The organism is Streptomyces sp. NPDC001714 (assembly GCF_042892755.1).
Classification (GTDB): domain Bacteria; phylum Actinomycetota; class Actinomycetes; order Streptomycetales; family Streptomycetaceae; genus Streptomyces.
In genome coordinates this window covers 229,182-255,473 of the sequence record NZ_JBIAUL010000011.1, presented here as the reverse complement: position 1 = coordinate 255,473, position 26,292 = coordinate 229,182, and the positions used below count along the sequence as shown (strand labels likewise).

The window sequence follows — 26,292 nt, the reverse complement described above, 5'->3', positions numbered from 1 at the left end:
TGTCGATGTGGGGGGCGTGGCTAGCGCTGGGGCTCCTGGGGGACTTGGCTTCTGCGCTGGCTCACCCGCACGTCTGCTCCGGCCCCCACCCCCCATCGGAAGGCAGGCACTGTGCACCAGGAACAGCTCGACTATCTCGTCGTCGGAGCCGGTCCCGCCGGACTCCAGCTCGGACAGCTCCTCCAGGCGGCAGGCCACGAATTCCGCATCCTGGAGAGCGGCAGCACACCGGGCACGTTCTTCCGCACGTTCCCCCGGCACCGGCAGCTGATCTCCATCAACAAGGTCCACAACGGCACCCGGGATCCCGAGCTCAACCTCCGGATGGACTGGAACTCGCTCCTGTCCGACGACTCCGACCTGCTGTTCAAGCACTACTCCACGCGCTACTTCCCGGCCGCCGACGACTTCGTGCGTTATCTCGCCGACTTCGCCGAGGCGTTCAAACTGGACATCGCCTACGACACCCGGGCGGTCCGCATCGCCCGCGACGACACCGGGTTCACCGTCACCGACCAGCACGGCGCCGAGCACCGCGCCCGCCGGCTGGTCATGGCCACCGGTGTGTCCCGGCCCTACATCCCCGACGTCCCCGGCATCGAGACGGCGGAGCCGTACCCGGACGTCTCCGTCGACCCCGACGACTTCACCGACCAGCGTGTCCTGATCCTCGGCAAGGGCAACTCCGCGCTGGAGACCGCTGACAACCTCGTCGAGACGGCCGCCGTGATCCACGTGGCGGGACCGCACTCGATCAAACTGGCCTGGAACACGCACTTCGTGGGCCATCTGCGGGCGGTCAACAACAACTTCCTCGACACCTACCAGCTCAAGTCGCTGAACGCCCTGCTGGACGGCAACGTCGAGTCGATCGAGCGGGACGGCGGCCGCTATCGCGTGCGGTTCAGCTTCTCCCGCGCCGACGAGGTCGTGAAGGAGCTGGTCTACGACCGGGTGATCGTCTGCACGGGCTTCCGCTTCGACGCCTCACCGTTCGACGCGGAGTGCCGCCCCGAACTCGTCCTCAGGGACCGCTTCGCCGCGCTGACCCCCGCCTACGAGTCCGTCAACGTGCCCGGACTCTACTTCGCCGGAACGCTGATGCAACAGCGCGACTTCAAGAAGTCCACCAGCGGATTCGTCCACGGATTCCGCTACGCCGTAAGGGCGTTGAGCCGCATCCTCGACGAACGCCACCACGACCGGCCCTGGCCGCACCGCCCGCTCACCACCGCTCCGTCGGAGCTCGCCGACGCCGTGGTGGCCCGGGTCAACCGGAGTTCCGCGCTGTGGCAGCAGTTCGCCGTGATCGGCGACCTGATCGTCACGGCGGACGACGGCACGGCCCGGTACCACGAGGAGGTCCCCGTCGACTACGCGCACATCAGCGAACTCACCCGGGACCGCGACTACTTCACCGTCACCCTGGAGTACGGACCCGACCACGACAAGGTCGACCCCTTCGACATCACCGTCCGCCGCACCGCGCAGAACTCGGTCGACGACGCCTTCGACGCGTCGTACCTCCACCCCGTGATCCGCCACTTCCGCGACGGCGACCTCCTCGGCACCCACCACCTGGCCGAGAACCTGGAGAACCACTGGGACCATCCCGACGTCCACCACGCCCCGCTCGCCGGCTTCTTCACCCGTGAACTGATGTCCGAACCGAAGACCGGCCGGACGGTGAGGCGGCCGTGATGTTCAGCGCGAAGGACTTCGAGACCGCCGCCCGCGACCGACTCGACCCCGTCCACGCCGACTTCGTCGCCGGCGGCGCCCGCGACGAGATCACCGTACGGGCCAACGAGGAGGCGTACGCCCGGCTGCGGCTGCTGCCCCGTGTGCTGCGCGGCCGCGCGGTGCCCGACCTGGATGTCGTGCTCTTCGGCGGGCGGGCCCGGACGCCGGTGCTGCTCTCGCCCACCGCCTTCCACCGACTCGTGGACCCGGAGGGCGAGTTGGCCACGGCCCGGGCCGCGGCCGCCGCCGGGGCGATCATGATCGCGAGCATGGCGTCGACCGTCGCCGTCGGGGAGGTCGCCGCCGCGGCCCGCGCCGCCGCCCCGCCCGGCGCGACCGTACCGCTCTGGTTCCAGCTCTACCTCCAGCCCGACCCGGGCATCACCGAGGCCCTGGTCCGCCGGGCCGTCGACGCCGGCTGCACCGCCCTGGTCGTCACCGTCGACTCTCCGGTGCTCGGCGCGAGCGAGCGCAACCGGCGCAACGGCTTCCACGACCTGCCCGCGGGCCTGCGCTGCGAGAACCTCGTCGACCTCCGCGACGGCGAACGCGGGCACGTCCGCCAGATCGCGATGTCCCCTGAGTTCTCCTGGGACCACATCACCCGGCTGCGCGGGATCACCGACCTGCCGATCCTGCTCAAGGGCGTCCTGCACCCCGAGGACGCCCGGCTCGCAGTCCGCCACGGCGTGGCGGGTCTGCTGGTGTCCAACCACGGCGGCCGTCAGCTCGACACCGTCCCCGCCACGCTGGAGGTCCTGCCGGACATCGTCGCGGCCGTGGCCGGACGGATCCCCGTCCTTCTGGACGGCGGGATCAGACGCGGCACCGACGCGGTCAAGGCGCTGGCGCTCGGCGCGCGGGCGGTGGGCATCGGCCGCCCGGTGATGTGGGCGCTGGCCGCCGACGGGGAGAAGGGCGTGCGGCGGCTGCTGGAACTGCTGCGCGAGGAGATCGAGGACGCCCTCGCCCTGTGCGGAGCGGCGGGCCTCGGCGAACTCACCCCGGATCTCGTCCGCCCGGCCTGGTCGGGACGGCACTTCGGCGGGGCGGAGTCCGGGGGAGCGGCATTCGGCGGAGCGGTCTCATGAGCGCCGCCGGATGGATCGCCCTCCTGGCCGTCCTCGCCCTGGTCGCGAGCCTGCCCTCGTGGCTGCCTCGCGCGGTGGTCGCCCTCCGTGTGCGGATCTTCGCCCGGCTCAACGGCGAGGAGGGCATCGCCGCCCCCGGCCGCGAGGTGCCCGCCGAGGAGTTCAAGCAGGTCTACGGCCACCCGGCGGCCAACGGCCGCAGCCGGGGCGCCGCCCTGTCCGACCTGTTCTGGTACTGGCTCTCGCCCGGCCCCGAGGTCCACCAGGAACACCTGGAGCCCGGCCCCCGGTACGACGACGTGGCCCGCACCACCCGGCAGATCCTCGCCGGGCCGTCCCGCGCCGAGTGGACCGAGCTGGTCGGCCGCTGCACCCGCCACGTCCTGGCCGAACTCGGACCCGGAACACGCCAGGTGCGGTTGCGCGACCTGATGATGCCGGTGTGGGCCGAGGTCTACTACGAGGTCGTCTTCCGCGCCCCCTGCCCCCGCGAGGTCCGGGACCTGATCACCGGCAACGCCGACGACGTGGTCAGCGCCCTGAAGTGCACCCGGCTACGGCACCTGGACCGCCGGATGCGCCTCACCGCCTATCTGCGCGAGCGGCTCGCCCACGACCCGCCCCCGGTGCCGCTGCCCGCGCTGCTCACCGAGCGGGAACGGGCCTACTACCTCCAGGGCACCTTCTTCAACACGGCCGTGGTGCAGATGTCGGAGGCCATGGCCCACCTGCTGCTCGCCCTCGCCACCCACCAGGAGGTGCAGGACCGGCTGCGCACGGCGGCCGACCCCGACTACCTCGACCACGTCATCGACGAGACCCTCCAGCACTTCCCGCTGTTCGGCGTGGCCCACCGGATCACCACGGGCGAGATCCCGCGCGACGGCCGTCCCGCCATCCCCCCGGGCTCGGTCCTGCTCTTCAACTACCCCGAGTACCAGCGCTCGGGCACGGCCGGGGCCGACCGCTTCGACCCCGACCGCTGGCTGTCCAGGGACACCCGGCCCGCCGCCTCCATCCCGTTCGGCGTCGCCGCCAACCGGCCCTGCCCGGCCCGCGGTTTCGCCGTCCTGACCATGCGGATCGCCGCCGAGGAGGTGTTACGGCGGTTCCGGCCGGTGTCGTCAGCGGAGCACACCCGCTCGCTGCCCAGCCGCGGACCCTGCCTCCTGATCCCGCGCGAGGACACCGGATCGCCCCGGCTGCGGCTCGCGGCGCTGCGGCTCGCCGACCACTGGGCGAACGTCCCGCGCAGCCTCACCCAGCTGGTCCTCGGCACCTACATGGTGTGGGACGCCCGCCGCCAGGGCCTGTGCCGCGGCTACTTCGCCGCCGCGCCCGGCGGTTCGTCCCCGTCCGTCGTCGGCGGCCGGTGAGGGGAGGCGACGCCATGACACCCGTGGAGCTCGCTCCCCGTTTCTTCGCCGCCGTCGTCGTGATCCTGCTGGCCTGCCGGCTGGTCGTCGCCGTCGCCGGCCGCTTCGGGCAGCCGCCCGTCGTCGGCGAGATGATCGCCGGTGTCCTGCTCGGACCGTCCCTGTTCGGGCTGGTCGCACCGGGCGCGTCCGACGCGGTCTTCCCGGCCGAGCTCAAGCCGGTGCTGTACGTGGCCGGGCAGATCGGCCTGGTGGCCCTGATGTTCCATGCCGGATACGAGTTCCGGGCGCACGCGGGCCGCGGGCTCGCCGGGACGGCGGCAGCCGTCTCGGGGGCCGGGATCACCGTTCCCCTGGCCCTCGGCGTGGGCCTGGCACTCGTGGCCCACGGGCACGTGGACATCTTCGTCGACGGCGTCCCGGTCTGGATCACGGCGGGCTTCGTCGGCGTGGCCCTCGCCATCACCGCCTTCCCGATGCTGGCCCGCATCATCACCGAACGCGGACTGGCCGGCTCCCGCTTCGGCACCCTGTCCCTCGCCTCGGGCGCCACCGACGACGCCGTCGCCTGGATCATGCTGGCCGCGGTCCTCAGCGCCGCCTCGGGCGACCCGGGCCGGGTGCTGACCGCGATCGGCGGTGCGCTGCTGTTCGGGGCGGTGCTGTACTTCGCGGGGCGCCCGCTGCTGGCCGCGATCGTGAACCGGCCCGGACTGCGCGACGACACCCGGCTCCTCGGCACCGTCGCGGTGCTGTTCGGCGCCGCGTGGTTCACCGACGTCATCGACCTGTACGCGGTGTTCGGGGCCTTCTGCGTCGGCATGGCCATGCCCCGGGGTGAGGCGGCCGAGGGCCTGGTGCGGACCACCCAGTCGGTGACCCAGGTGGTCTTCGTCCCGATGTTCTTCACCTACTCAGGTCTCAACACCCGCTTCGACGTGTTCGCCGACCCCGCGGTGCTGGCGTTCGGCGCGGCGGCCGTGGTGCTGGCCGTGCTCGGCAAGTTCGGCGGCTGCTGGGCGGTGGCGCGGCTCAGGGGCGAACCGCCGTCGGTGGCGGTGCGTGTGGGCGCTCTCATGAACGCCCGCGGGCTCATGCAGCTCATCGCCCTCAACGTGGGCCTGGCCGCCGGAATCGTCAGCGACGCCCTGTTCTCCGCCTTGGTGCTCGTGGCGCTGGTGACGACGGTGATGACCGCCCCCGTCCTGTCCTGGCTCGACCGGCGGGACGCGGCCGGGACACCGACCGGACCGGCGACGGAGCAGGGCCAGGAGGTGGTGCGCACCTGATGCTCTCACCCTTCCTGACGACGCGCCCTCGGTTGACGCGGCCTGCCGCCCGGCGGCAGGCTGTCGCGCAGTGATCGTCAGGGAGGCTCGATGACAGGTCCGGTGCTCGCAGTCGACCAGGGCACGTCCGGCACCAAAGCCCTGGTGATCTGCCCCGAACGGGGCGTCATCGGCACCGGATTCGTCGCCGTACGGCCCCGGCACCTGCCCGGCGGCCTGGTGGAGGCCGACCCCGTGGAGCTGTACGAGTCGGTGCTCGTCGCCGGCCGCCGGGCGCTCGCCGAGGCCGGTGAACCGGTGACCGCGCTCGGCCTGGCCAACCAGGGCGAGACCGTCCTCGCCTGGGACCCCGGCACCGGGCGTCCGCTCACCGACGCCATCGTCTGGCAGGACCGCCGGGCCGAGTCCGTCTGCGCCGAACTCGCGGACCATGCCGAGGAGTTACGCGTCCTCACCGGCCTCCCGCTCGACCCCTACTTCGCCGCGCCGAAGATGGCCTGGATCCGCCGGCACCTGACCACCGAGGGCGTCGTCACCACCACCGACGCCTGGCTGGTCCACCGGCTCACCGGCGCCTTCGTCACCGACGCCGCCACCGCCGGCCGCACCCACCTCCTCGACCTGGACCGGGTGCAGTGGTCGTCCCGCGCCCTGGACCTGTACGGACTGTCCGCCGAACGCCTCCCGGAGATCGTCGACAACGCCCAACTCGTGGGCACCACGAAGGAGTTCGGGGAAAAGATCCCGCTCACCGGCCTCGCCGTCGACCAGCAGGCCGCCCTCCTCGCCCAGCGCATCACCGGGCCCGGCGGCGCCAAGTGCACCTACGGCACCGGGGCCTTCCTGCTCGCGCACACCGGCGACACACCCCGGCACAGCAGCTCAGGACTGGTCAGCTGTGTCGCCTGGCGCCTCGCCGGAGAGGCCGCCTACTGCCTGGACGGCCAGGTGTACACCGCCGCCTCCGCGGTGCGCTGGCTCACCGACCTCGGCGTGATCTCGGGCGCCGCCGATCTGGACCGGGTGGGCGGCGCCGTCCCCGACGCCGGCGGGGTCACCTTCGTCCCCGCACTGGCCGGCCTCGCCGCCCCCTGGTGGCGCGGCGAGCTGCGCGGCTCCCTCACCGGGCTCGGCCTCGACACCGGGCCCGGGCAGCTGGTGCGGGCCCTGTGCGAGGGTCTCGCCGCTCAGGTGGTGGAGCTCGCCGAAGCCGCCGGGACCGACCTGGGCACCCCGCTGACCGCCCTGCGTGTCGACGGCGGCCTGACCCGCTCGGCGCTGCTCATGCAGACCCAGGCCGACCTGCTGCAACGCCCCGTCGAGGTGTCCACGCTGCCCGATGCCACCGCCCTCGGCGTGGGCGCGCTGGCCCACCTCGGCAGCGACCCCGTCGACTTCCTGCCCGACGGCAGACCCTCCGCCGTGTACGAGCCGCGCATCTCCGCCGCCGAGGCCGCCGACCGCCTCGGGGTCTTCCGCGCTGCCGTCGCCGCCCTGCTGGACGGGCCGGTGACCGGAGCCGGATCGGGGGCGCCCCGGTGACGGTCACCGCCGCAGGACCCCTGCCCGGCGTCCCGTACGACGTGACGGTCGTCGGCGCCGGGGTCGTCGGCAGCGCGATCGCCCGCGAACTCGCCCGCCACCCGCACCTCTCGGTCGCCCTGGTGGAGGCCCAGGACGACGTCGGCCAGGGCACCTCGAAGGCCAACACCGCCATCCTGCACACCGGTTTCGACGCCCACCCCGGCACCCTGGAGGCCCGCCTGGTCCGCGAGGGCGGCCGCCTCCTCACCGCGTACGCGGCCGAGTCCGGCATCCCGGTCGAGCCGGTCGGCGCGCTGCTGGTCGCCTGGGACCAGGAGCAACTGGCCGCCCTGCCGGACCTCGCACGCAAGGCCGTACGCAACGACTGCCACGACACCGCCCTGGTGGACGCCGCCGGGCTGTACGCCCGCGAACCCCGCCTCGGCACCGGCGCCCTCGGCGCCCTGCACGTGCCCGGCGAGAGCATCGTCTGCCCGTGGAGCACCACCCTGGCCTACGCCACCCAGGCGGTGCGCGGCGGCGTCGATCTCCACCTCGGCACCCGTGTGACGGGGGCGAGCCGGCGCGACGGCGTGCACACCCTCACCACCTCCCGCGGCCCCCTGCACACCCGCCACCTGGTCAACGCGGCGGGCCTGCACGCCGACACCCTCGACCGTCTCCTCGGCCACCGCGCCTTCACCGTCACCCCGCGCCGGGGCCAGCTCATCGTCTACGACAAGCTCGCCCGCGACCTCGTCCGGCACATCCTGCTGCCGGTCCCCACGGCCCTCGGCAAGGGTGTCCTGGTCGCCCCCACGGTCTACGGCAACGTCCTGCTCGGCCCGACCGCCGAGGACCTGGACGACAGGACCGCCACCGAGTCGACCGCGGAAGGGCTCGCCGGGCTGCGCGAGAAGGGCCGCCGCATCCTGCCCGCGCTCCTCGACGAGGAGGTCACCGCCGTCTACGCCGGGCTGCGCGCCGCCACCGAGCACGACGACTACCGCATCTCCGCCCACCCCGACCAGGCGTACCTCACCGTCGGCGGCATCCGTTCCACGGGCCTCACCGCCTCGCTCGCCATCGCGTCCCATGTCACCGGACTGCTGCGGGACTCGGGCCTCGACCTGAAGAACCCCGCCGACCTGGAGCCGGTGCGCATGCCGAACCTCGGCGCGGCCTTCCCCCGCCCCTGTCAGGAGGGCGGTCACGTCATGGTCTGTCACTGCGAGCACGTCACCCTCGGCGAGATCCGGGACGCCCTCGCCGGGACCATCCCGCCACGCAGCCTGCCGGGCCTGCGCCGCCGTACCCGGGCCGGGGCGGGCCGCTGCCAGGGCTTCCACTGCGGGGCCGCGGTCCGGGAGCTGTTCGAGGGGGCGGGCAGACCGTGACCGGGGAACGCCATGTCGACGTCCTCGTCGTCGGTTCCGGTCCCGCCGGTCTCGCGGCCGCCGCCCGGATCGCCCTCGCCGGAGCCGGCCGGGTCGAGGTGCTGGAGCGGGAACCGGAGGCCGGGGGAGTGCCCCGGTACTGCGCCCACGGCGGATTCGGCACCTGGACCCGGCCGTTGACCGGACCGGCGTACACCCGTCTGCTCGTCGAGGCGGCCGCGCGGGCGGGGGCGGTGGTCCGCACCGGGGTGACCGTACTGGACTGGGCCGGTTCGGCAGCGCCCCGAAGGGGCGTGGGGCTGCATGAAATGTGCGGCTGCCGCCGCGTGGGCGCGACCGGCCACGACGGCGCCGCAGTCGACACACGGCAAGCGGAGCGCTTCGGCCTCGCCACCGTCGGCGTGCGCGGCCCGGAGACGGTCACCGCACGGGCGGTGGTCCTCGCCACCGGCGCCTACGAACGCCCCCGCGCGGCCCGGCTGATCCCGGGCACCCGGCCCGCCGGGATCTACACCGGGGGAGAGCTCCAGCAGGCGGTGCACCGCTACCGGCAGCCGATCGGCGGGCGGGCGGTGGTGGTCGGGGCCGAGGACGTGTCGTACGTGGCGGCCGGGACCGTGCGGGCGGCGGGCGCCGAGGTCGTCGCGATGGTCACCGACCGGCCGCGCGCCGCCGGATCCGTCCGAGCCATGGACGCCCGGCTCCGCTCGCGCATCCCGCTGCTCACCGGCACGGCGGTCACCGAGATCCGCGGGCAGGGGCGGCTGTCCGGCGTGCGGATCCGGCACCGCGACGGGCGTACCGGCGTGCTCGCCTGCGACACCGTCGTCTTCACCGGGGACTTCGCCGCCGAGGACGAGCTCGCCCGCCGGGGCCGGATCGCCCTGCCCGCCGGGCCCGGCCCGTACACCGACCGCCCGGGAGTCTTCGCCGTCGGCGGTCTGCGGCAGCCGGGACTGGACGTCCGCGCCGCGACCCGGGAGGGCGTCGAGGCGGGCAGGGCGGTGCTGGAGTGGCTGGTCAGTCGCCCGTGAAGGAGCCGTGCCGGCCCGCCCCCGCCGCGAACCGCGCCGCGCCTTCCAGGCCCTCCGCCAGCACGGCCATGCCGTGACGGATTTCCGTGCCCATCGCCGCCGCCTCGTCCAGCCCCTCCTGGTCCAGCACCGACGCGCGGTCGCTGCGCAGGCAGGCCTGGGGGAAGGCCGCGATGGACGCGGCCAGTTCCTCGGCCGCTTCACGGGCGCGGCCGGCCGGGACGACCCGGTTGGCCAGGCCCATCTCGTAGGCCTCCGGGGCCGGGACCGGGCGGCCGGTCAGGATCAGGTCCATCGCCCGGCCGGTGCCGATCAGCCGGGGCAGCCGTACCGTGCCGCCGTCGATCAGCGGCACGCCCCAGCGGCGGCAGAAGACGCCGAACACCGCGTCCTGCTCGGCGACCCGCAGATCGCACCACAGGGCCAGCTCCAGGCCCCCCGCCACGGCGTGCCCGGCGATCGCGGCGATCACCGGCTTGGACAGGCGCAGCCGGGTCGGACCCATCGGGCCGTCGCCGTCCACCGCCACCCGGTTGCCGTCCCCGGCACCCATCGCCTTCAGGTCGGCGCCCGCGCAGAACGTGCCGCCCTCACCCCACAGCACCGCGACCCGCGCCGCGTCGTCCGCCTCGAACTCCCGGAAGGCGGCGACCAGTTCGGCCGCCGTCGGCCCGTCCACCGCGTTGCGCACCTCGGGGCGGGAGAGGACGACCGTGGTGACAGGTCCCTTGCGTTCGAGGCGGACCGGCATGTGATTCCCTCCGTAGGAAGGCCACCCGGCGTCAGATGACCTTCAGTCGTACCAGCGCTCCCAGTGTCAGTGCTCCCGGCAGCAACGGCACCCACACGGTGATGATCCGGTACGCGAGGACGACGGCCGTGGCCACCGCCACCGGGCCGCCGGCCGCCACCAGCGCCACGATCAGCGCCGCCTCCACCGAACCCAGGCCGCCCGGCGTGGGGATCAGGGCGACGGCGACCGTGGCCGCCAGGTACGCCAGCGCCATGTGCGCGGGCGGCACGTCGAGGCCCAGCGCCTGTCCCACCGCCACCAGACCGGCCGCCTGGAGCGCGGGGAAGGCGAGCGAGCCGCCCCACAGCGCCAGCGCCCGGGACGGACGCGTGTGCACCGAGCGGGCCTCGCCGAGGGCGCAGCGCACGAAGCGGAACACCGGCTCGCGCACCCGTCGGACGAGGAACAGCGCGGCCAGCGCCACGGCCACCAGCGCACCGGCGCCGGCCAGGACGGGTCCGACATCCCCGTCCGGGAGCAGGCCGTCGAGCCGCAGGGCGTCCGGGAAGGCGACGAAGAACACGGCCATCAGGCCCACGCGGGCGATCGACTCGGCGAGCAGATAGAGGGCCAGGGCGGCGGAGGAGGTGGCGAGCGGCACCCCGCACACGGTCATGAACCGGAGGTTGACCGCGCCCGAGCCGAGACCCGTGGGCAGCAGGTGGTTGGCCGAACCCGCCGCGAGCTGGGTGGCCAGCAGCCGCCAGCGGGGCAGCGGCTGGACGACCGCACCCTGCCGGGTGAACGCGGCGGCCACCCAGGTCAGGCAGGTGGCACCGCCGGCCGCCAGCAGCCAGGGCCAGGACGCGTCGCGCAGGTGGCCGAAGCCCTCGACGAGGACCGGCCAGTGCTGCACCGCGATGACCGCGACCAGCACGAGCGGAATGAGCGTGAGGATGTGCCGCCAGGGGATACGACGGGCGAGCCGGGGGAGACGGCTCTCACGGAAGCCGGGGATTCTTACCGCTGTCACACCGGGAGAGGTTTTCCGCGCCGCCCCAACTGCGGGTGGCGGAAGAGGAGACGCCGGATGACGGCCGGGAAGCGGGTGAGGGCGGAGGTCCACCTGGGGCTTCGCGGAGCCGGGCGGGGCCTGCGGAAGGCTCATCGGGTCCTTCGTACGAGGGGACGGCGGGCGGTCATTGACCTCAACGAAGCTTGAGGTCTTACGTTCTTCCTCATGAGTATGGAGACCACCGCCTGGACGCAGCTGCACAGCGTCATGACCGCCCAGCAGGAGCGGCGCCCGTTCGACCGGGCGACGCTGCGCCGTATCGCCGCCTTCGCCCGCCCGCACCGGGCCGGGATAGTCCGCTTCGTCCTCCTCGGGGTGGTCACCGCCCTGCTCGCCGTCGCCACCCCGGTGCTCGCCGGCCATGTCGTCGACGCGATCGTGTCGGGCCACGACACCGGCACGGTCGTACGGCTGTCGCTGCTGATCGCGCTGGTCGCGGTCGCGGAGGCGGCGCTCGGGGTGCTCGGGCGGCGGCTCTCGGCGACGCTCGGGGAGGGACTCATCCTCGACCTGCGCACGGCTGTGTTCGATCATGTGCAGCGCATGCCCGTCGCGTTCTTCACGCGTACTCGTACGGGAGCGCTGGTCAGTCGTCTCAACAACGACGTGATCGGCGCCCAGCGGGCCTTCGCCAACACCCTCTCCGGTGTGGTCAGCAACCTGGTCACGCTGCTGCTCACGCTCGCGGTGATGCTCACCCTGTCCTGGCAGATCACCCTGCTCGCGCTGGTGCTGCTGCCGCTGTTCGTGGTGCCCGCGCGCCGGATGGGCGGCCGGATGGCCCGGATGCAGCGGGAGGCCGCCGCGCTCAACGCGGCCATGGGCACCCGGATGACCGAGCGGTTCTCCGCGCCGGGCGCCACCTTGATCAAGCTCTTCGGCCGCCCCGAGGAGGAGTCGGCGGAGTTCGCCGCGCGCGCCGCCCGGGTCCGGGACATCGGCGTGCGCACCGCCACCGCCCAGTCGGTGTTCATGACCGCCCTGACCCTGGTCTCCTCCCTCGCCCTCGCCCTGGTCTACGGCCTCGGCGGCTGGTTCGCGCTGCGCGGCACCCTGGAGCCGGGCGCGGTGGTGGCCCTCGCCCTGCTGCTGACCCGCCTCTACGCCCCGCTGACCTCGCTCGCCGGGGCCCGCGTGGAGGTGATGAGCGCGCTGGTCAGCTTCGAGCGGGTCTTCGAAGTGCTCGACCTGAAGCCCCTGATCGACGAGAAACCGGACGCCCGCGAGGTCCCCGAGGGCCCGGTGGCCGTCGAGTTCGAGGACGTCCGCTTCGCCTACCCGGCCGCCGACCAGGTCTCCCTCGCCTCCCTGGAGGAGGTCGCGGTCCTCGACTCACGCGGCGGCAGCGAGGTCCTGCACGGCATCTCCTTCCGCGCCGAACCCGGCCAGACGATCGCCCTCGTCGGCACCTCGGGCGCCGGCAAGTCCACCATCGCCCAGCTGCTGCCGCGCCTGTACGACGTCGACGGGGGCGCCGTCCGCATCGGCGGCACCGACGTCCGCGACCTGACCGCCGGCTCCCTGCGTGCCACCCTCGGCATGGTCACCCAGGACGGCCACCTCTTCCACGACACCGTCCGTGCCAACCTGCTGCTCGCCCGCCCCGCCGCCACCGACGAGGAGTTGTGGGACGCCCTCGGCCGCGCCCGGCTCGGCGAGGTCGTACGGTCGCTGCCCGACGGCCTGGACACGGTGGTCGGCGAACGCGGCTACCGGCTCTCCGGCGGCGAGCGGCAGCGCATGACCATCGCCCGGCTGCTGCTGGCGCGCCAGCGCGTGGTCATCCTCGACGAGGCCACCGCCCACCTCGACAACACCTCGGAGGCGGCCGTCCAGGAGGCTCTCGCCGAGGCGCTGGAGGGGCGTACGGCCGTGGTCATCGCCCACCGGCTGTCGACGATCCGGGCCGCCGACCAGATCCTGGTGGTCGAAGCGGGAGAAATCGTGGAGCGCGGCACCCACGACTCGCTTCTGGCGGCGGAGGGGCGGTACGCGGAGCTGTACCGGACGCAGTTCGCCGAGGTGCCGTCGGTCTGAGCCGCGTGGACCGCGCCGTGGGACTGCGGGCCGCTTCCCGGGTGCGGGTGCTATGTGGCTGGTCGCGCCCACACGGCGGCAGCCGCAAATCAACGCAGCCCCGCGCCCCTTCGGGCGCGATCCCTGCGCGGGCCAATTGGCTCCCCACCCCTTGACGCCGGTGGTCCGGACCTTTAGTTTCACGCCTTAAACAAAGCCTCACGGATGCGCTCAACGCCCAGCGGCAACACGGGCGTTGAGTGCACACCGTGCTGCATCCCCCCGCGTGAAGGGCCGCCCCCCGCAATGGCCAGACCTCTCCCCACGGCTGTCTCCATAGCCGCTCTGACCCTGTCCGCAGGACTGCTGACCGCCGCTCCCGCGGCGGCCGCCACCGGCACCATCACCGGCCTCGCCGGCAAGTGCCTCGACGTCGCCGGAGCCAACTCCGCCGACGGCACCGCCGTCCAGCTGTACGACTGCAACGGGACCTCCGCCCAGCAGTGGACCCGTGGCAGCGACGGCACCCTCCGTGCCCTCGGCAAGTGTCTCGACGTGACCGGCAACTCGACCGCCGACGGCGCCAAGCTCCAGCTGTGGACCTGTAGCGGCGGCGCGAACCAGCAGTGGACCGTGTCGTCCGCGAACGACATCGTCAATCCGCAGGCGAACAAGTGCATGGACGTCACCGACAACAACTCCGCCAACGGCACCCGGATACAGATCTGGACCTGCGCGGGCACCGCCAACCAGAAGTGGACGGCCCCCGCGTCCGACGGCGGCGGCACCACCCCGTCCGCGCCGATGGCCGTGGCGCCCTACCTCTACAACGGCTGGGGCGACCCGCCGAGCCCGACCACCATCACCAACGCGACCGGCGTGAAGTACTACACGCTCGCGTTCGTCCTCAGCAACGGCTACTGCAACCCGCAGTGGGACGGCAGCCGGGCGCTGACCGGCGGCGTCGACCAGCAGACCATCAACACCGTGCGCGCCAACGGCGGTGACGTCATCCCGTCCTTCGGCGGCTACAGCGGCAACAAGCTGGAGAGCTCCTGCTCCAGCGCGAGCGAGCTGGCGGCGGCCTATCAGAAGGTCATCAACGCCTACGGCGGCCTCAAGGCCATCGACATCGACCTCGAAGCCGACGCCTACAGCAACGGGACCGTGCAGCAGCGGGTCGTGGACGCGCTCAAGACGGTCAAGGCCAACAACTCCGGCCTGAAGGTGTACATCACCATCGGCACCGGCCAGAGCGGTCCGGACACCAGCCTGATCAACCGGGCCGCGTCCTCCGGGCTGACCGTCGACGCCTGGGCCATCATGCCGTTCGACTTCGGCGGCGCCGGCCAGAACATGGGCAACCTCACCACCCAGGCGGCCGAAGGGCTCAAGAACGCGCTGAAGAACGCGTACGGCTACAGCGACGACACCGCCTACCGGGACATGGGCATCTCGTCCATGAACGGCATCACCGACAACAACGAGACCGTCACGGTGACCGACTTCCGGACCATCCTCGCCTACGCCCAGCAGCACCACCTGGCCCGGCTCACCTTCTGGTCCGCCAACCGCGACCGGCCCTGCACCGGCGGCTCCGCCGACAGCTGCTCCGGCGTGAGCCAGTCGAACTGGGACTACACGCGCGTCTTCGCCGGATACACCGGCTGACCCCCTCCGCAAGCCGCTTCCAAGGAGAACAAGTGCCTTCCCTTCCCCGGCGCCGCAGAGCAACGGCCGCCGCAGCGGTGGCCGTTGTCGCCGCCTCCCTGCTGACCACGGCGGGCTCCTCCTCGCCCGCGTCCGCCGCCACGCTGCCCACCGGCAACACCACCCTGCTCAACGCGGCCAGCGGCAAGTGCGTGGACGCCAAGGCGGCCGCCACCGCCGACGGCACCGTCGTCCAGCAGTACACCTGCAACAACACCACGGCCCAGCAGTGGAGTCTCACCGCCACCAGCGACGGCTACGTCCGCATCAACAACGCCAACAACACCAACGAGGTCCTGGACGTCACCAACGTCTCGACCGCCGACAACGCGGCCGTCCAGATGTGGACCTACGGTGGCGGCAGCAACCAGCAGTGGCTGCCCGTCGACGACGGCGGCGGCGCCTACCACTTCGTCAACCGCAACAGCGGCAAGTGCCTCGACGACCCCTCGGCCTCGACCGCCGACAGCGTGCAGTTCGTGCAGTACACCTGCAACGGCACGCAGGCCCAGCGGTTCCAGGTCGTCCCGGTGACCCAGTCGAGCAACCCGGACCTCGGCTCCAACGTGGTCGTCTTCGACCCGTCGATGTCCGCCTCGACCATCCAGAGCAAGCTGGACTCGATCTTCCAGCAGCAGCAGACCAACCAGTTCGGCTCCCAGCGCTACGCCGTGCTGTTCAAGCCCGGCGCCTACAGCGCGGACGTCAACGTCGGCTTCTACACGCAGGTGCTGGGTCTCGGCCTGTCGCCCGACGCGGTCTCGATCAACGGCGCGGTGCACGCCGAGGCCGACTGGTTCCAGGGCAACGCCACGCAGAACTTCTGGCGCGGCGCCGAGAACCTGTCGGTCAACCCGACCGGCGGCAGCGACCGCTGGGCGGTCTCGCAGGCGTCCGCCTACCGCCGGGTGCACCTGCGCGGCAACCTGGCCCTGGACGACGGCGGCTGGTCCAGCGGCGGCCTGATCGCCGACAGCCAGATCAACGGCCAGGTCAACTCCGGCACCCAGCAGCAGTGGCTGACCCGCAACTCGCAGCTCGGCAGCTGGACCGGCGCCAACTGGAACATGGTCTTCGTCGGCAGCACAGGCGTGCCGTCCACCACCTTCCCGAGCCCGCCGGACACCAAGGTCGCGCAGAGCCCGACCTCGCGTGAGAAGCCGTTCCTGTACGTCGACGGCTCCGGCAACTACCAGGTGTTCGTCCCGTCCACCCGCACCAACTCCTCCGGCACCAGCTGGACCTCGGGCTCGGCGGCCGGTACGTCCCTCTCCCTCGACAGCTTCTACGTCGTGAAGCCGGGCGCCACCGCCTCCCAGATCAACGCGGCCCTGACGGCGGGCAAGAACCTCCTGGTCACCCCGGGTGTCTACCACCTCGACCAGACCCTGCAGATCAACCGCGCCGACACCGTCGTCCTGGGCCTCGGCCTCGCCACCTTCGTCCCGGACAACGGCGTCACCGCCATGAAGGTCGCCGACGTGGACGGCGTCAACATCGCGGGCCTGCTCTTCGACGCCGGAACCACCAACTCCTCCACCCTGGTGGAGGTCGGCCCGAGCGGCTCCTCGGCCTCGCACGCGTCCGACCCGACCTCGCTGCACGACGTGTACTTCCGCGTCGGCGGCGCGGGCGTCGGCAAGGCCACCACCAGCCTGGTCGTCAACAGCAGCAACGTCATCGGCGACCACATGTGGATCTGGCGCGCCGACCACGGCACCGGGGTCGGCTGGACCACCAACACCGCCGACACCGGACTGGTCGTCAACGGCGACAACGTGACCATGTACGGCCTGTTCGTCGAGCACTTCCAGAAGTACCAGACCGTCTGGAACGGCAACGGCGGCAAGACGTACTTCTACCAGAACGAGATGCCGTACGACCCGCCGAACCAGTCGTCCTGGATGAACGGCTCGACCAAGGGCTACGCGGCCTACAAGGTCGCCGACTCGGTCACCAGCCACCAGGCGTACGGCCTCGGCAGCTACTGCTACTTCAGCACCAACTCCAGCGTCGTCGCCGACCACGCGATCGAGGCGCCGACCAACTCGAACGTCAGGTTCACCAGCATGGTGACGGTCTCCCTCGGCGGCACCGGCACCATCACCCACGTCATCAACAACAGCGGAGGACCGTCGAACTCGTCGACCAACGTGGCGAACCTGACCTCGTACCCGTGACCGTCGGTACCTGAGTCGGACGGTGGGTGACCCGGTGTGTCCGCCGGGTCACCCACGGCCGTGCCCGCAGGCGGCACGTGTGGAACGGCGTGACCTGGATACCCGGACCGAACGGCAGCACGGCCAGTCCGGAAGTCAGGCATGCCATGGGCAGTGAGATCCAGCGCTCCGAAACCACCCTCCGGGTCAACGGCAAACCGCACACCCTGCTCCTCGACCACCGGCGCGTCCTCCTGGACGTGCTCCGCGAGGACCTCGGCCTGACCGGCGCCAAGAAGGGCTGCGACCACGGTCAGTGCGGTGCCTGCACCGTGCTGGCCGACGGCCGCCGGGTGAACAGCTGCCTGCTGCTCGCCGTCGCCCTCGACGGCACCGAGATCACCACGATCGAGGGCCTGTCCGCCGACGGCGAGGGCCCCCACCCGCTGCAACGGGCCTTCCTCGACCGGGACGCCTTCCAGTGCGGCTACTGCACCCCCGGCCAGATCTGCTCCGCCGTCGGCATGCTCGCCGAGGCCGCCGCCGGACATCCGTCGCACGTCACCGACCCCGCCGCGCCCTCCGGCCGGCCCGTCCCGCTGGACCGGCCCGAGATCCGCGAGCGGCTCAGCGGCAACCTGTGCCGGTGCGGGGCCTACCCGCGCATCGTCGAGGCGGTCGAGGACGTGATCCCGTGAGGTCCTTCGACTACGTCCGCGTCCGCACCCCCGAGGAGGCCGTCGAGGCCTTCGCCGCCCGCCCCGGTGCCCACTACCTGGCCGGCGGCACCAACCTCGTCGACCTCATGAAACTCGGCGTCGAACAGCCCACCGCGCTGATCGACGTCAGCCGCCTCCCGCTGGACCGGCTGGAACAGCTGCCGGACGGCGCCCTGCGCATCGGCGCCACCGTCCGCAACAGCGACCTCGCCGCCCACCCGCTCGTCCGCGACCGCTACCCGGTGCTGTCCCAGGCCCTGCTCGCCGGCGCCTCCGGCCAGCTGCGCAACGTCGCGACGACCGGCGGGAACCTCCTCCAGCGCACCCGCTGCGGCTACTTCCAGGACCCCGGAAAGCCCTGCAACAAACGCGAGCCGGGCAGCGGCTGCGGCGCACTCGACGGCGTCCACCGCGACCACGCGGTCCTCGGCCACTCCCCGCACTGCGTCGCCACCCACCCCTCCGACATGGCCGTGGCCCTCGCCGCCCTCGACGCCCGCGTCGAGCTCTACGGCCCCGAGGGCGCCCGCACCCTGGACCTGACCGACTTCCACCGGCTTCCCGAGGACCACCCCGAGCGGGACACCGAGCTCCGCCCCGGCGAGCTGATCACCGGGGTGCTGCTGCCCGCCGCCACGGCCGGCGCGCCCTCCGCCTACCGCAAGGCCCGCGACCGGGTGTCGTACGCCTTCGCCCTCGCCTCGGTCGCCGTCGTCCTGCGCGTCGCAGGCGACCTGGTCACCCAGGTGGGCCTGGCCTTCGGCGGGCTCGCCCACCGCCCCTGGCGGGCCCGGGTCGCGGAGGCGGCCCTGCTGGGCGAGGCGGCCACGCCGGCGGTCTTCGCCAGCGCCGTCGACCTGGAGCTCGCCGCCGCCCGCCCGCTGCCGGACAACGCCTACAAGGTGCCCCTCGCCCGCAACCTCGCCCTCGACGTCCTGGCCCGGCTCGCCCCCGCGGCCGTCCCGCTCTGACCACGGAGCGTCCCGCTCCGACCCCGGAGGTCCCCATGGCCCGCACCGCCGCCCTCGGCAGCCCGGCCGAGCGCCGGGAAGGGCTCGCGAAGGTCACCGGCGCCGCCCGCTACGCCGCCGAGCACCCGCTGCCCGGCCGCGTGCACGCCCGCGCCGTCCCCGCCACCGTGGCCCGGGGCCGGATCACCGGCATCGACACCGGCCCGGCCCGCGCCGTCCCCGGCGTCCTCACCGTCCTCACCCACGAGAACGCCCCGCGCCTCGCCGAACCCGAGGACGCCACCCTCGCCCTGCTCCAGAGCCCCGACGTACCGCACCGGGGCTGGTGCGTCGCCCTGGTCGTCGCCGAGACCCCGGAAGCGGCCCGCGCCGGAGCCGCCGCCGTGCGGATCAGCTACGACACCGTCGGCCACGACGTCGTCCTCACCCCCGGCCACCCGGGCGCCCGTGAACCCGAGGAGGCCAACGGCGGCCAGCCCGCCCGCTGCCGGCGCGGCGATCCGGAGTCCGCCTTCGCCGCGGCCCCCGTCCGCCTGGACGTCACCTACCGCACCCCGCCGCTGCACAACCACCCGATGGAGCCCCACGCGAGCACCGCGTACTGGGACCGCGGCCGGCTCACGGTGTACACCTCCAGTCAGGGCACGAGCGAGGTCCGCAGCGTGCTCGCCGGGCTGTTCGCCCTGCCCGTCGACCGGATCACGGTGCGCGCCGAACACGTCGGCGGCGGCTTCGGCTCCAAGGGCTCCCCGCGCCCGGACGTGGTCCTCGCCGCCATGGCCGCCCGGCACACCGGCCGGCCGGTCACCCTGGCCTACCCGCGCCGCCACCTGCCCACGGTCGTCGGCCACCGCGCCCCCACCCTCAACCGGATACGGCTGGGCGCGACCCCGGACGGCCGGCTCACCGCCCTCCTGCACGACGTGACCACCCACACCTCGCCCGTCCGGTCCTTCGTGGAGCTGGCGGGCACGACCTCCGGGGTCATGTACGCCACCCCGAACCTGTACTACGTGCACCACGTCGTCCCGCTGGACGTGCCCAGCCCCTCCTGGATGCGCGCACCCGGCGAGGCCACCGGCATGTACGCCCTGGAGTCGGCGATGGACGAACTGGCCGACGCACTCGGCACGGACCCCGTCGAGCTGCGGATCCGCAACGAACCCGACCGTGAACCGGCCGGCGGCCTGCCCTTCAGCAGCAGGCACCTCGTGGAGTGCCTGCGCGAGGGCGCCCGCCGGTTCGGCTGGCACCGCCGGGCGCGCCGCGCCGAGGGCCCGCTGCTGATCGGCACCGGGGTGGCCGCCGCCACCTACCCGGTGCTGGCCTTCCCGTGCACGGCGACCGCGGAGGCGTGCCCGGACGGCCTCTACCTGATCCGGGTGAACGCCGCCGACATCGGCACCGGCGCCCGTACCGTCCTCGCCCAGATCGCCGCCGACGCGCTCGGCGTACCCCTGGACCGGGTCCGTACCGAGATCGGCGACAGCGACCTGCCCCCGGCACCGGTGGCGGGCGGCTCCTCCGGGACCGCCTCCTGGGGCTGGGCGGTGTACGAGGCCTGCGCCCGGCTGCTGACCCGGCTCGCCGACCACACCGGTCCGCTGCCCGAGCGGGGGATCGGGGTGCGCGCGGACACCAGCGGGCGCGCCGACGCCGACAGCTCCTACGCCCGCCACGCGTTCGGCGCCCACTTCGCCGAGGCCGCCGTCGACACCGTCACCGGCGAGGTCCGGGTGCGCCGGCTGCTCGGCGTCTACGCGGCCGGGCACATCCTCAACTCCCGTACCGCGCGCTCCCAGTTCGTCGGCGGCATGACGATGGGCCTGGGCATGGCCCTGACCGAGGGCAGCACGGTGGACGCGGCCCACGGCGACTTCGCGGAGGCCGACCTGGCCGCCTATCACATCCCCGCGCACGCCGACGTCCCCGACATCGAGGCGCACTGGATCGACGAGGACGACCCGCACCTCAACCCCATGGGCGGCAAGGGTATCGGCGAGATCGGCGTGGTGGGCACCCCCGCCGCCGTCGGCAACGCCGTCCACCACGCCACGGGCATCCGCTTCCGCACCCTGCCGCTGACCCCGGACCGGATCCTCACCGCTTTGAACGCACGGTGACCTTCGTGACCGGGGCCTGCTGCCCTTCGAGGGGACGGTGACCGCCGCGCAGGGCGGAGGCCACGGCGGAGACCAGGGCCATGCCGGCCGCCACGCCGAAGACGATGCCCAGGCCGTGGTGGAAGGGGCCGGAGACCAGCTGCGGGAAGAAGGTGTGGCCGGTCAGCACGGACCGCTGGGCCCTGGTGACGTGGTCCAGGACGCCCTCCGAGGCGAGCAGGTGCTCGATGGGGTTGTTGCCGAGGAACGTCGCGAACAGCGTGCTCACCGGCGGCAGCGACGCGGCGTGCGCGGCGGAGGCGGCCGGCACGCCGTGCGCCATGAGGCCGCTCTTCAGCGTCGCCGGGAGCGAGGAGGCCAGCCCGGAGACCATCAGCGAGAAGAACACGCCGATGGACAGGGCCGTACCGGAGTTCTGGAAGGTGGAGCGCATGCCCGAGGCGACGCCCCGGTACTCGGCCGGCACGCTGCCCATGATCGACGAGGTGTTGGGCGCGGAGAACATGCCCTGGCCGAGGCCGTTGAGCAGCAGCAGCGCCGCGAACAGCCCGTAGTCGAAGTCGACGGGCAGCGCGAGCAGCCCCAGGAAGGACGCGGTGACGACGACCAGGCCCGCGGTGGAGAAGAACCGGGCGCCGAACCGGTCCGACAGGTAGCCGGACACCGGCCCCGCGATCAGGAAGCCCAGCGTCAGCGGGAGCATGAAGATGCCGGCCCACAGCGGGGTGTCCTCGAAGTCGTAGCCGTGCAGCGGCAGCCAGATGCCCTGCAGCCAGATGATGAGCATGAACTGCAGACCGCCGCGCGCGATCGAGGTCAGCAGGGCGGCCACGTTGCCCGCCGCGAACGCCCGGTTCCTGAAGAGCGCCAGGTTGAACATGGGCTCGGCGACCCGGGTCTCGATGACGCAGAAGGCCAGCAGCAGCGCGGCGCCGCCGATCAGGCCGGTCAGCACCCACGGGTTCCCCCAGCCGGTGGCACTGTCGCCGTAGGGCTGGATCCCGTAGGTGATCCCGGCCAGCAGGATGCCGGCGCCGGCCGCGAAGGTGAGGTTGCCGAGCCAGTCGATCCGGCCGGGCCGGCCCGCCGAGGTCTCGCGCAGGCTCAGGTACGACCAGATCGTGCCGGTGATGCTGACCGGGACGCTCACCCAGAACACGGCACGCCAGTCGACGACGGCGAGCAGCCCGCCCGCGAGCAGACCGAGGAACTGCCCGGCCAGCGCGGTGATCTGGTTGATGCCGAGGGCCATGCCGCGCTGCCGGGCCGGGAAGGCGTCGGTGAGGATGGCGGCCGAGTTGGCGGTCAGCATGGACCCGCCGAAGGCCTGCACGATCCGCCACAGGATCAGCCACAGGGCCCCCGACCCCGCCCGGAACGGATCGAGCGACAGCGCCACCGAGGCACACGCGAAGATCAGGAAGCCCAGGTTGTAGATCTTCACCCGCCCGAACATGTCGCCGAGCCGCCCGAGCACGACGACCAGCACGGCGGACACCAGCAGGTAGCCGAGGATCATCCAGAGCAGATAGCCGATGTTGCCGGGCGCGAGCGGATCGAGTCCGATGCCACGGAAGATCGCCGGCAGCGAGATGATCACGATCGACGCGTCCATGGTGGCGATCAGCACGCCGAGCGTGGTGTTCGACAGCGCGACCCACTTGTAGCCGGGCCCGGCCGGGGTGTCCTTGTGGCGGGCCGAGCGCAGGGCGGCGGACCACCCGCGCCCGTTCACAGGCGCTCCGCCAGCCGGCCGAGGAGCGGCAGGGCCGCCCCGAGCGTGGCGCGCTCCTGCTCGGAGAACGTGTCGAGGACGGCCGCGAGCCGCTGCACCGACTCGGAGCGCCGCTCGGCGAGCACGGCCCGCCCCTCGTCGGTGACGGCCACGATGCTCCGCCGCCCGTCCGCGGCGTCGGGGGTACGGCGGACCAGGCCGCGCTGTTCGAGCTGGGCGAGGGTGCTCGCCATGGCCTGCGGCCGTACCCGCTCCGTCTCGGCGAGGGCGGTCGGGGAGTCCGGGCCCTCGCCCGCGAGCCGGGCAAGCACGGACACGCCCGACAGGGACACGTCCCCCACGGCGTGCGCCTGCCGCAGCCGCCGCGTCACCCGGCCGACCGCGAGCCGGAGATCGGACGCGAGCCGGGTGACCTCGCTCAGGTCGCGTATACCGCCGCCGTCGGCGGCCATGTCTGCCTTCACATGTACTAACACTAGGTTTATCAGTCTGAACTGCTCAACCATTCGTTAGTAAATATGACGGTCAGCGGGCCAGGTGGTGACGCCGGCCGCGGTGCCGCAGGCGGACCGTGGCGTAGACGAGGTCGGCCAGGAGCACGACGGCGCCGATGATCAGCAGGTAGAACAGTCCGTGGGCGGCGAATCCGACGATGCCCAGGACGAGGGCCACGAGGATCAGGAGCAGGAACAGGCTCATCGTCTTCTCCCGGACGGCTCGGTGGGTCAGCGGCGGGCCAGGCGGCGCTCGCCGCCCGCGCCCGGGACGTAGTCGAGTTCGTAGTGCGCGAAGACCGCGGGTTCCCTGGCGGCCGGCAGCTCGCCGTCGGTGTCGATCGACGGCGCCTTCTTGACCACGTCCTTGCGGTACGCGACCTTCAGGTAGGCCGGACCGACGCTCGCCTCGGCGAGCGGGACGAACACCAGACGGCGGCGGGTGGGCAGCCCGACCGTCACGGTGACGAAGCGGGGCCTGTCGGTCGTGGTGTCCACGTAGACCGACTCCAGGACGCCGATCTTGTGCCCGGCGGCGTCGACGACGTCATGACCGCGCCACTCTCGGATGTCGGTTGCTTCGAACATCGGGCACCTCCGCCGACCGGGTACCCGGCGCGGTCGCCGGCAGTCATGGAGCCACGCGGATGCCCACCACGCAGGTGTCGTCGTCGGTGTCGGACCGGCTGTGGGTCAGCAGGCGGTCCACCTGCTGGTCCAGGGCCGGGGGCACCGTGCGCGCGGCCTTCAGCAGTTGCGCGAGGGACTCCTCCACGGACCGGTCACGGCGTTCGACCAGGCCGTCCGTGTACATCAGCAGGGTGTCGTCGACCGCGAGCTGCACCTCGTGCTCCTGGTACTCGGCCTCCGGCACGGCGCCCAGCAGCATGCCCTGGACCAGGGGCAGCGGCTCCGCCTCGCCCCCGCGCACCAGGACCGGCGGCAGGTGTCCGGCCCGGGCCCAGCGCAGGACGTGCCGGTCGGGGTCGTAGAGGCCGCACACCGCGGTGGCGGTGACGGAGCCGGTCAGATGGTGCGTCACCATGTTGAGCCAGGACAGCAACTGCCCCGGCCCGGCACCGGTCACCGCGAGCCCGCGCAGCGCGTTGCGCAGGACGACCATGCTGGTGGCCGCGTCGATCCCGTGCCCGGCGACGTCGCCCACGCACAGCAGCACCAGCCCGGACGGCAGCAGGACCGCGTCGTACCAGTCGCCGCCGACCAGATGCTGGGTCTCCGCCGGCCGGTAGCGCACCGCGAGATCCAGCCCGGGAACCGCCAGCGGGGTCTGTGCGGGCGGCATGATGGCGTGCTGCAACTGGAGGGTGAGACGGTTGCGCTCGCTGGCCTGCTGCTCGGTGTGGGCGAGCTGGTCGCGGGTGGCCGCGAGGGCGACCTCGGTCCAGTGCTGCGCGGAGATGTCCTGGTAGGCGCCGCGTACGACGTACAGCTGTCCGTCGGAGTCGAGGACCGGCTCGGCCACCACCCGGATGTGCCGGGTCACCCCGTCCGGCCGCTGCAGGCGGAACGCGGTGGACGCCGCCCGGCGGTGGTGCAGCAGGGTGCGCAGGAACCGTCCGATGGCCACGGCGTCGTCCGGATGGGCGTGCGCGGGCAGGTCCTCCAGCGCCACCGGGGAGCCGGAGGCGGGTCTGCCGTAGAGCTGGTACAGCTGCCCGTTCCAGGTGATCTCGCCGGTGAGCAGGTTCTCCTCGAAGCCGCCGATACGGCCCAGTCGCTGGGCGTGCTGGAGCAGGCTGGCCAGCCGGGCCGTCTCGTCCTCGATGCGCCAGACGAGCAGCACGCTGCTCCCGTGCCGGCTGATGTTGATGTCGGCGACCGCTGCCAGCGGGACCTCGTCGACCAGGGCGGTCAGCCGCATGCGGTGGGCGCGGTAGGGCTCGCCGGTGGCGTGGACGCGCTCTATCCGCTCGAAGAGCTCGCTGTGACCGGCGGCCGTCGGGTACGTCTCCAGCAGCAGGGCCCCGCTGACGACTCCCCGGGGCCGGCCCGCCGGGTCCAGGAAGCGGCCGTTCACGTGATGGATGCGGAAGTCGGCGAGTTCCCCGTCGGCGTCCAGCACCGGGACGAGCACCAGGGCGGGGTCGTGGAGCCCGTCGGCCAGGTCCATCAGCTCCGTCACGTCCGGCAGGACGCGCGGGTCCTCGGCACCGTCCGGATGGTGCCGGCCGTAGGTCTCCAGGGTGTGCGCGCACAGTTCGGCCAGCGCCTCGATCTGGCGGACGACGGGCGGGGGAGGGGGGTCCAGCGGGGTGGGCCAGGCGATCTCCAGGACACCGTGGATCCGTCCGCCGGTCCCGGCCGGTAGGGCGAACCGGCCGCCCTCCGGATGGTGGTGCTGCCCGATGGAGGGCATCCCCGTCTCGGCCAGGCTGCGGATCCAGTGGCCCGCGCGCTCCGCCAGCCCCCGGCGGGCCATGGTCGTCACACCCGGCGGTACGTGCCGCCAGCGCCCGGCCTCGGCGGCGGGGAACCCCGCGCTGCCGGCCAGGGCGAGCGAGCCGTCGGTGCCCAGGGCCCAGATGGCCACCGCCTCGGCACCGAGCGGCGTCAGGGCGTGTTCCAGCAGGGAGTCGGCGACGGCCTGGGTGTCGTGGGCGGCCAGCGCGCCGCTCTCGGCGGCCCGCAGCCGTACGGCCGAGGAGCGGCCGTCCGCCGGCTCCGCGGGCCGGGCATCGGCCGCGGTGGCCGCCAGGAAGGCCGCGGTCACCTCCGAGAGCCGGTCGCGGGCCGCCTGGTTGATGACGTCGACCGCGAACTCGAGCGGTGTCACCCCCGCCTGCCCGGCCAGCTCGGCCAGCTGCCGCGCGGCCTGCGCCGGCCCGCAGCGCAGCCGTTCGACCAGGATGCCCTTCGCCAGTTCGATCAGAGCACGTCCGTCGGCCTCCGCCTGCGCCGCCAGCACCTCGCGGCGCAGCCGCTCCACGGTCGCGGTGAGCCTGCCGACGGGCGACGGCCTGCCGGGCTCGGCCGGGCCGGCCCCGCCCGGTGTGGGCCGGCCGTCGGCCGGGTGTCGCGGGGCCTGTGCATCGGGCGGTTGACGGAGGTCACTCACGGTCAGTCTGTTCCTCGGCTGGGACGC

General features: G+C 73.0%; 20 protein-coding genes. 13 read left to right on the top strand and 7 right to left on the bottom strand.

Going from position 1 to position 26,292, the window contains the following annotated elements; translation table 11 throughout:
• The first annotated feature begins 111 nt into the window (after nt 1–111).
• The 7 genes from ACFY0P_RS28165 (at nt 112) to ACFY0P_RS28135 (ending at nt 9,454) form a co-directional block, all read left to right on the top strand.
• Nucleotides 112–1,701, top strand: a complete 1,590-nt coding sequence (locus ACFY0P_RS28165; RefSeq protein ID WP_388918775.1) for an NAD(P)-binding domain-containing protein — start codon at nt 112–114, stop codon at nt 1,699–1,701.
• Complete coding sequence (locus tag ACFY0P_RS28160; protein WP_388918772.1) at nt 1,701–2,834, top strand: alpha-hydroxy acid oxidase; 1,134 nt, start codon at nt 1,701–1,703, stop codon at nt 2,832–2,834. The genes ACFY0P_RS28165 and ACFY0P_RS28160 overlap by 1 nt, the downstream gene beginning before the upstream one ends.
• Nucleotides 2,831–4,210, top strand: coding sequence for a cytochrome P450 (locus ACFY0P_RS28155; protein ID WP_388918769.1), 1,380 nt, complete (start codon nt 2,831–2,833; stop codon nt 4,208–4,210). The genes ACFY0P_RS28160 and ACFY0P_RS28155 overlap by 4 nt, the downstream gene beginning before the upstream one ends.
• Before the next feature lie 14 nt (nt 4,211–4,224).
• Nucleotides 4,225–5,499, top strand: a complete 1,275-nt coding sequence (locus ACFY0P_RS28150) for a cation:proton antiporter (protein ID WP_388918766.1) — start codon at nt 4,225–4,227, stop codon at nt 5,497–5,499.
• Nucleotides 5,500–5,589: 90 nt separating this feature from the next.
• The gene (locus ACFY0P_RS28145; RefSeq protein ID WP_388918763.1) at nt 5,590–7,041 is read left to right on the top strand and encodes an FGGY family carbohydrate kinase; all 1,452 of its coding nucleotides are present in this window, start codon (nt 5,590–5,592) and stop codon (nt 7,039–7,041) included.
• On the top strand, nt 7,038–8,420 hold the full coding sequence (locus tag ACFY0P_RS28140; RefSeq protein WP_388918760.1) for an FAD-dependent oxidoreductase: 1,383 nt from the start codon (nt 7,038–7,040) through the stop codon (nt 8,418–8,420). Before ACFY0P_RS28145 ends, ACFY0P_RS28140 begins: the two co-directional genes overlap by 4 nt.
• Nucleotides 8,417–9,454: an FAD-dependent oxidoreductase gene (locus ACFY0P_RS28135; RefSeq protein ID WP_388918757.1), complete on the top strand. Its 1,038-nt coding sequence runs from the start codon at nt 8,417–8,419 to the stop codon at nt 9,452–9,454. The genes ACFY0P_RS28140 and ACFY0P_RS28135 overlap by 4 nt, the downstream gene beginning before the upstream one ends.
• On the opposite strand, the gene ACFY0P_RS28130 is transcribed toward ACFY0P_RS28135, so the two are convergent.
• Nucleotides 9,441–10,205 (bottom strand): crotonase/enoyl-CoA hydratase family protein, encoded by a 765-nt coding sequence (locus ACFY0P_RS28130; protein WP_388918754.1) that lies wholly within the window; start codon nt 10,203–10,205, stop codon nt 9,441–9,443. The two genes, ACFY0P_RS28135 and ACFY0P_RS28130, sit on opposite strands and share 14 nt — an antisense overlap.
• Before the next feature lie 31 nt (nt 10,206–10,236).
• Nucleotides 10,237–11,220 (bottom strand): YbhN family protein, encoded by a 984-nt coding sequence (locus tag ACFY0P_RS28125; RefSeq protein ID WP_388918751.1) that lies wholly within the window; start codon nt 11,218–11,220, stop codon nt 10,237–10,239.
• A 213-nt stretch (nt 11,221–11,433) separates the two neighbouring features.
• On the opposite strand from ACFY0P_RS28125, the gene ACFY0P_RS28120 reads away from it, so the two are divergent.
• The 6 genes from ACFY0P_RS28120 (at nt 11,434) to ACFY0P_RS28095 (ending at nt 20,960) form a co-directional block, all read left to right on the top strand.
• On the top strand, nt 11,434–13,299 hold the full coding sequence (locus ACFY0P_RS28120) for an ABC transporter ATP-binding protein (RefSeq protein WP_388919068.1): 1,866 nt from the start codon (nt 11,434–11,436) through the stop codon (nt 13,297–13,299).
• Nucleotides 13,300–13,584: 285 nt separating this feature from the next.
• Nucleotides 13,585–14,949 carry a lectin gene (locus ACFY0P_RS28115; RefSeq protein ID WP_388918748.1) on the top strand — a complete coding sequence of 455 codons (1,365 nt, stop codon included), beginning with the start codon at nt 13,585–13,587 and terminating at the stop codon, nt 14,947–14,949.
• Between the two features lie 32 nt (nt 14,950–14,981).
• A complete protein-coding gene (locus ACFY0P_RS28110; protein ID WP_388918745.1) occupies nt 14,982–17,168 on the top strand; it encodes an RICIN domain-containing protein in 2,187 nt (728 codons plus the stop codon).
• Between the two features lie 146 nt (nt 17,169–17,314).
• Entirely contained in the window at nt 17,315–17,845 is a 531-nt protein-coding gene (locus tag ACFY0P_RS28105) for a (2Fe-2S)-binding protein (RefSeq protein WP_388918743.1), read from the top strand.
• The gene (locus tag ACFY0P_RS28100) at nt 17,842–18,837 is read left to right on the top strand and encodes an FAD binding domain-containing protein (protein WP_388918741.1); all 996 of its coding nucleotides are present in this window, start codon (nt 17,842–17,844) and stop codon (nt 18,835–18,837) included. Before ACFY0P_RS28105 ends, ACFY0P_RS28100 begins: the two co-directional genes overlap by 4 nt.
• Before the next feature lie 35 nt (nt 18,838–18,872).
• Nucleotides 18,873–20,960, top strand: coding sequence for a xanthine dehydrogenase family protein molybdopterin-binding subunit (locus ACFY0P_RS28095; protein ID WP_388918738.1), 2,088 nt, complete (start codon nt 18,873–18,875; stop codon nt 20,958–20,960).
• Here ACFY0P_RS28095 and ACFY0P_RS28090 read toward each other — a convergent pair.
• The 5 genes from ACFY0P_RS28090 to ACFY0P_RS28070 form a co-directional block, all read right to left on the bottom strand.
• Complete coding sequence (locus ACFY0P_RS28090) at nt 20,938–22,695, bottom strand: MFS transporter (RefSeq protein ID WP_388918735.1); 1,758 nt, start codon at nt 22,693–22,695, stop codon at nt 20,938–20,940. The two genes, ACFY0P_RS28095 and ACFY0P_RS28090, sit on opposite strands and share 23 nt — an antisense overlap.
• Nucleotides 22,692–23,159 (bottom strand): MarR family winged helix-turn-helix transcriptional regulator, encoded by a 468-nt coding sequence (locus tag ACFY0P_RS28085; RefSeq protein ID WP_388918732.1) that lies wholly within the window; start codon nt 23,157–23,159, stop codon nt 22,692–22,694. Before ACFY0P_RS28085 ends, ACFY0P_RS28090 begins: the two co-directional genes overlap by 4 nt.
• 61 nt (nt 23,160–23,220) lie before the next feature.
• Nucleotides 23,221–23,394, bottom strand: a complete 174-nt coding sequence (locus tag ACFY0P_RS28080; RefSeq protein WP_388918729.1) for a hypothetical protein — start codon at nt 23,392–23,394, stop codon at nt 23,221–23,223.
• A 26-nt stretch (nt 23,395–23,420) separates the two neighbouring features.
• On the bottom strand, nt 23,421–23,777 hold the full coding sequence (locus tag ACFY0P_RS28075) for a PRC-barrel domain-containing protein (RefSeq protein WP_388918726.1): 357 nt from the start codon (nt 23,775–23,777) through the stop codon (nt 23,421–23,423).
• 43 nt (nt 23,778–23,820) lie between these two features.
• Nucleotides 23,821–26,265: a SpoIIE family protein phosphatase gene (locus ACFY0P_RS28070; protein WP_388918723.1), complete on the bottom strand. Its 2,445-nt coding sequence runs from the start codon at nt 26,263–26,265 to the stop codon at nt 23,821–23,823.
• Nucleotides 26,266–26,292: the final 27 nt, after the last annotated feature.

What these genes read in the sequence shown, in the direction of transcription:
- ACFY0P_RS28095 (WP_388918738.1), top strand. Translation starts at nt 18,873, where the DNA reads ATGGCCCGCACCGCCGCCCTCGGCAGCCCGGCCGAGCGCCGGGAAGGG.
- ACFY0P_RS28080 (WP_388918729.1), bottom strand. Translation starts at nt 23,394, where the DNA reads ATGAGCCTGTTCCTGCTCCTGATCCTCGTGGCCCTCGTCCTGGGCATC.
- ACFY0P_RS28150 (WP_388918766.1), top strand. Translation starts at nt 4,225, where the DNA reads ATGACACCCGTGGAGCTCGCTCCCCGTTTCTTCGCCGCCGTCGTCGTG.
- ACFY0P_RS28160 (WP_388918772.1), top strand. Translation starts at nt 1,701, where the DNA reads ATGTTCAGCGCGAAGGACTTCGAGACCGCCGCCCGCGACCGACTCGAC.
- ACFY0P_RS28145 (WP_388918763.1), top strand. Translation starts at nt 5,590, where the DNA reads ATGACAGGTCCGGTGCTCGCAGTCGACCAGGGCACGTCCGGCACCAAA.
- ACFY0P_RS28075 (WP_388918726.1), bottom strand. Translation starts at nt 23,777, where the DNA reads ATGTTCGAAGCAACCGACATCCGAGAGTGGCGCGGTCATGACGTCGTC.
- ACFY0P_RS28155 (WP_388918769.1), top strand. Translation starts at nt 2,831, where the DNA reads ATGAGCGCCGCCGGATGGATCGCCCTCCTGGCCGTCCTCGCCCTGGTC.
- ACFY0P_RS28115 (WP_388918748.1), top strand. Translation starts at nt 13,585, where the DNA reads ATGGCCAGACCTCTCCCCACGGCTGTCTCCATAGCCGCTCTGACCCTG.
- ACFY0P_RS28130 (WP_388918754.1), bottom strand. Translation starts at nt 10,205, where the DNA reads ATGCCGGTCCGCCTCGAACGCAAGGGACCTGTCACCACGGTCGTCCTC.
- ACFY0P_RS28120 (WP_388919068.1), top strand. Translation starts at nt 11,434, where the DNA reads ATGGAGACCACCGCCTGGACGCAGCTGCACAGCGTCATGACCGCCCAG.
- ACFY0P_RS28105 (WP_388918743.1), top strand. Translation starts at nt 17,315, where the DNA reads ATGGGCAGTGAGATCCAGCGCTCCGAAACCACCCTCCGGGTCAACGGC.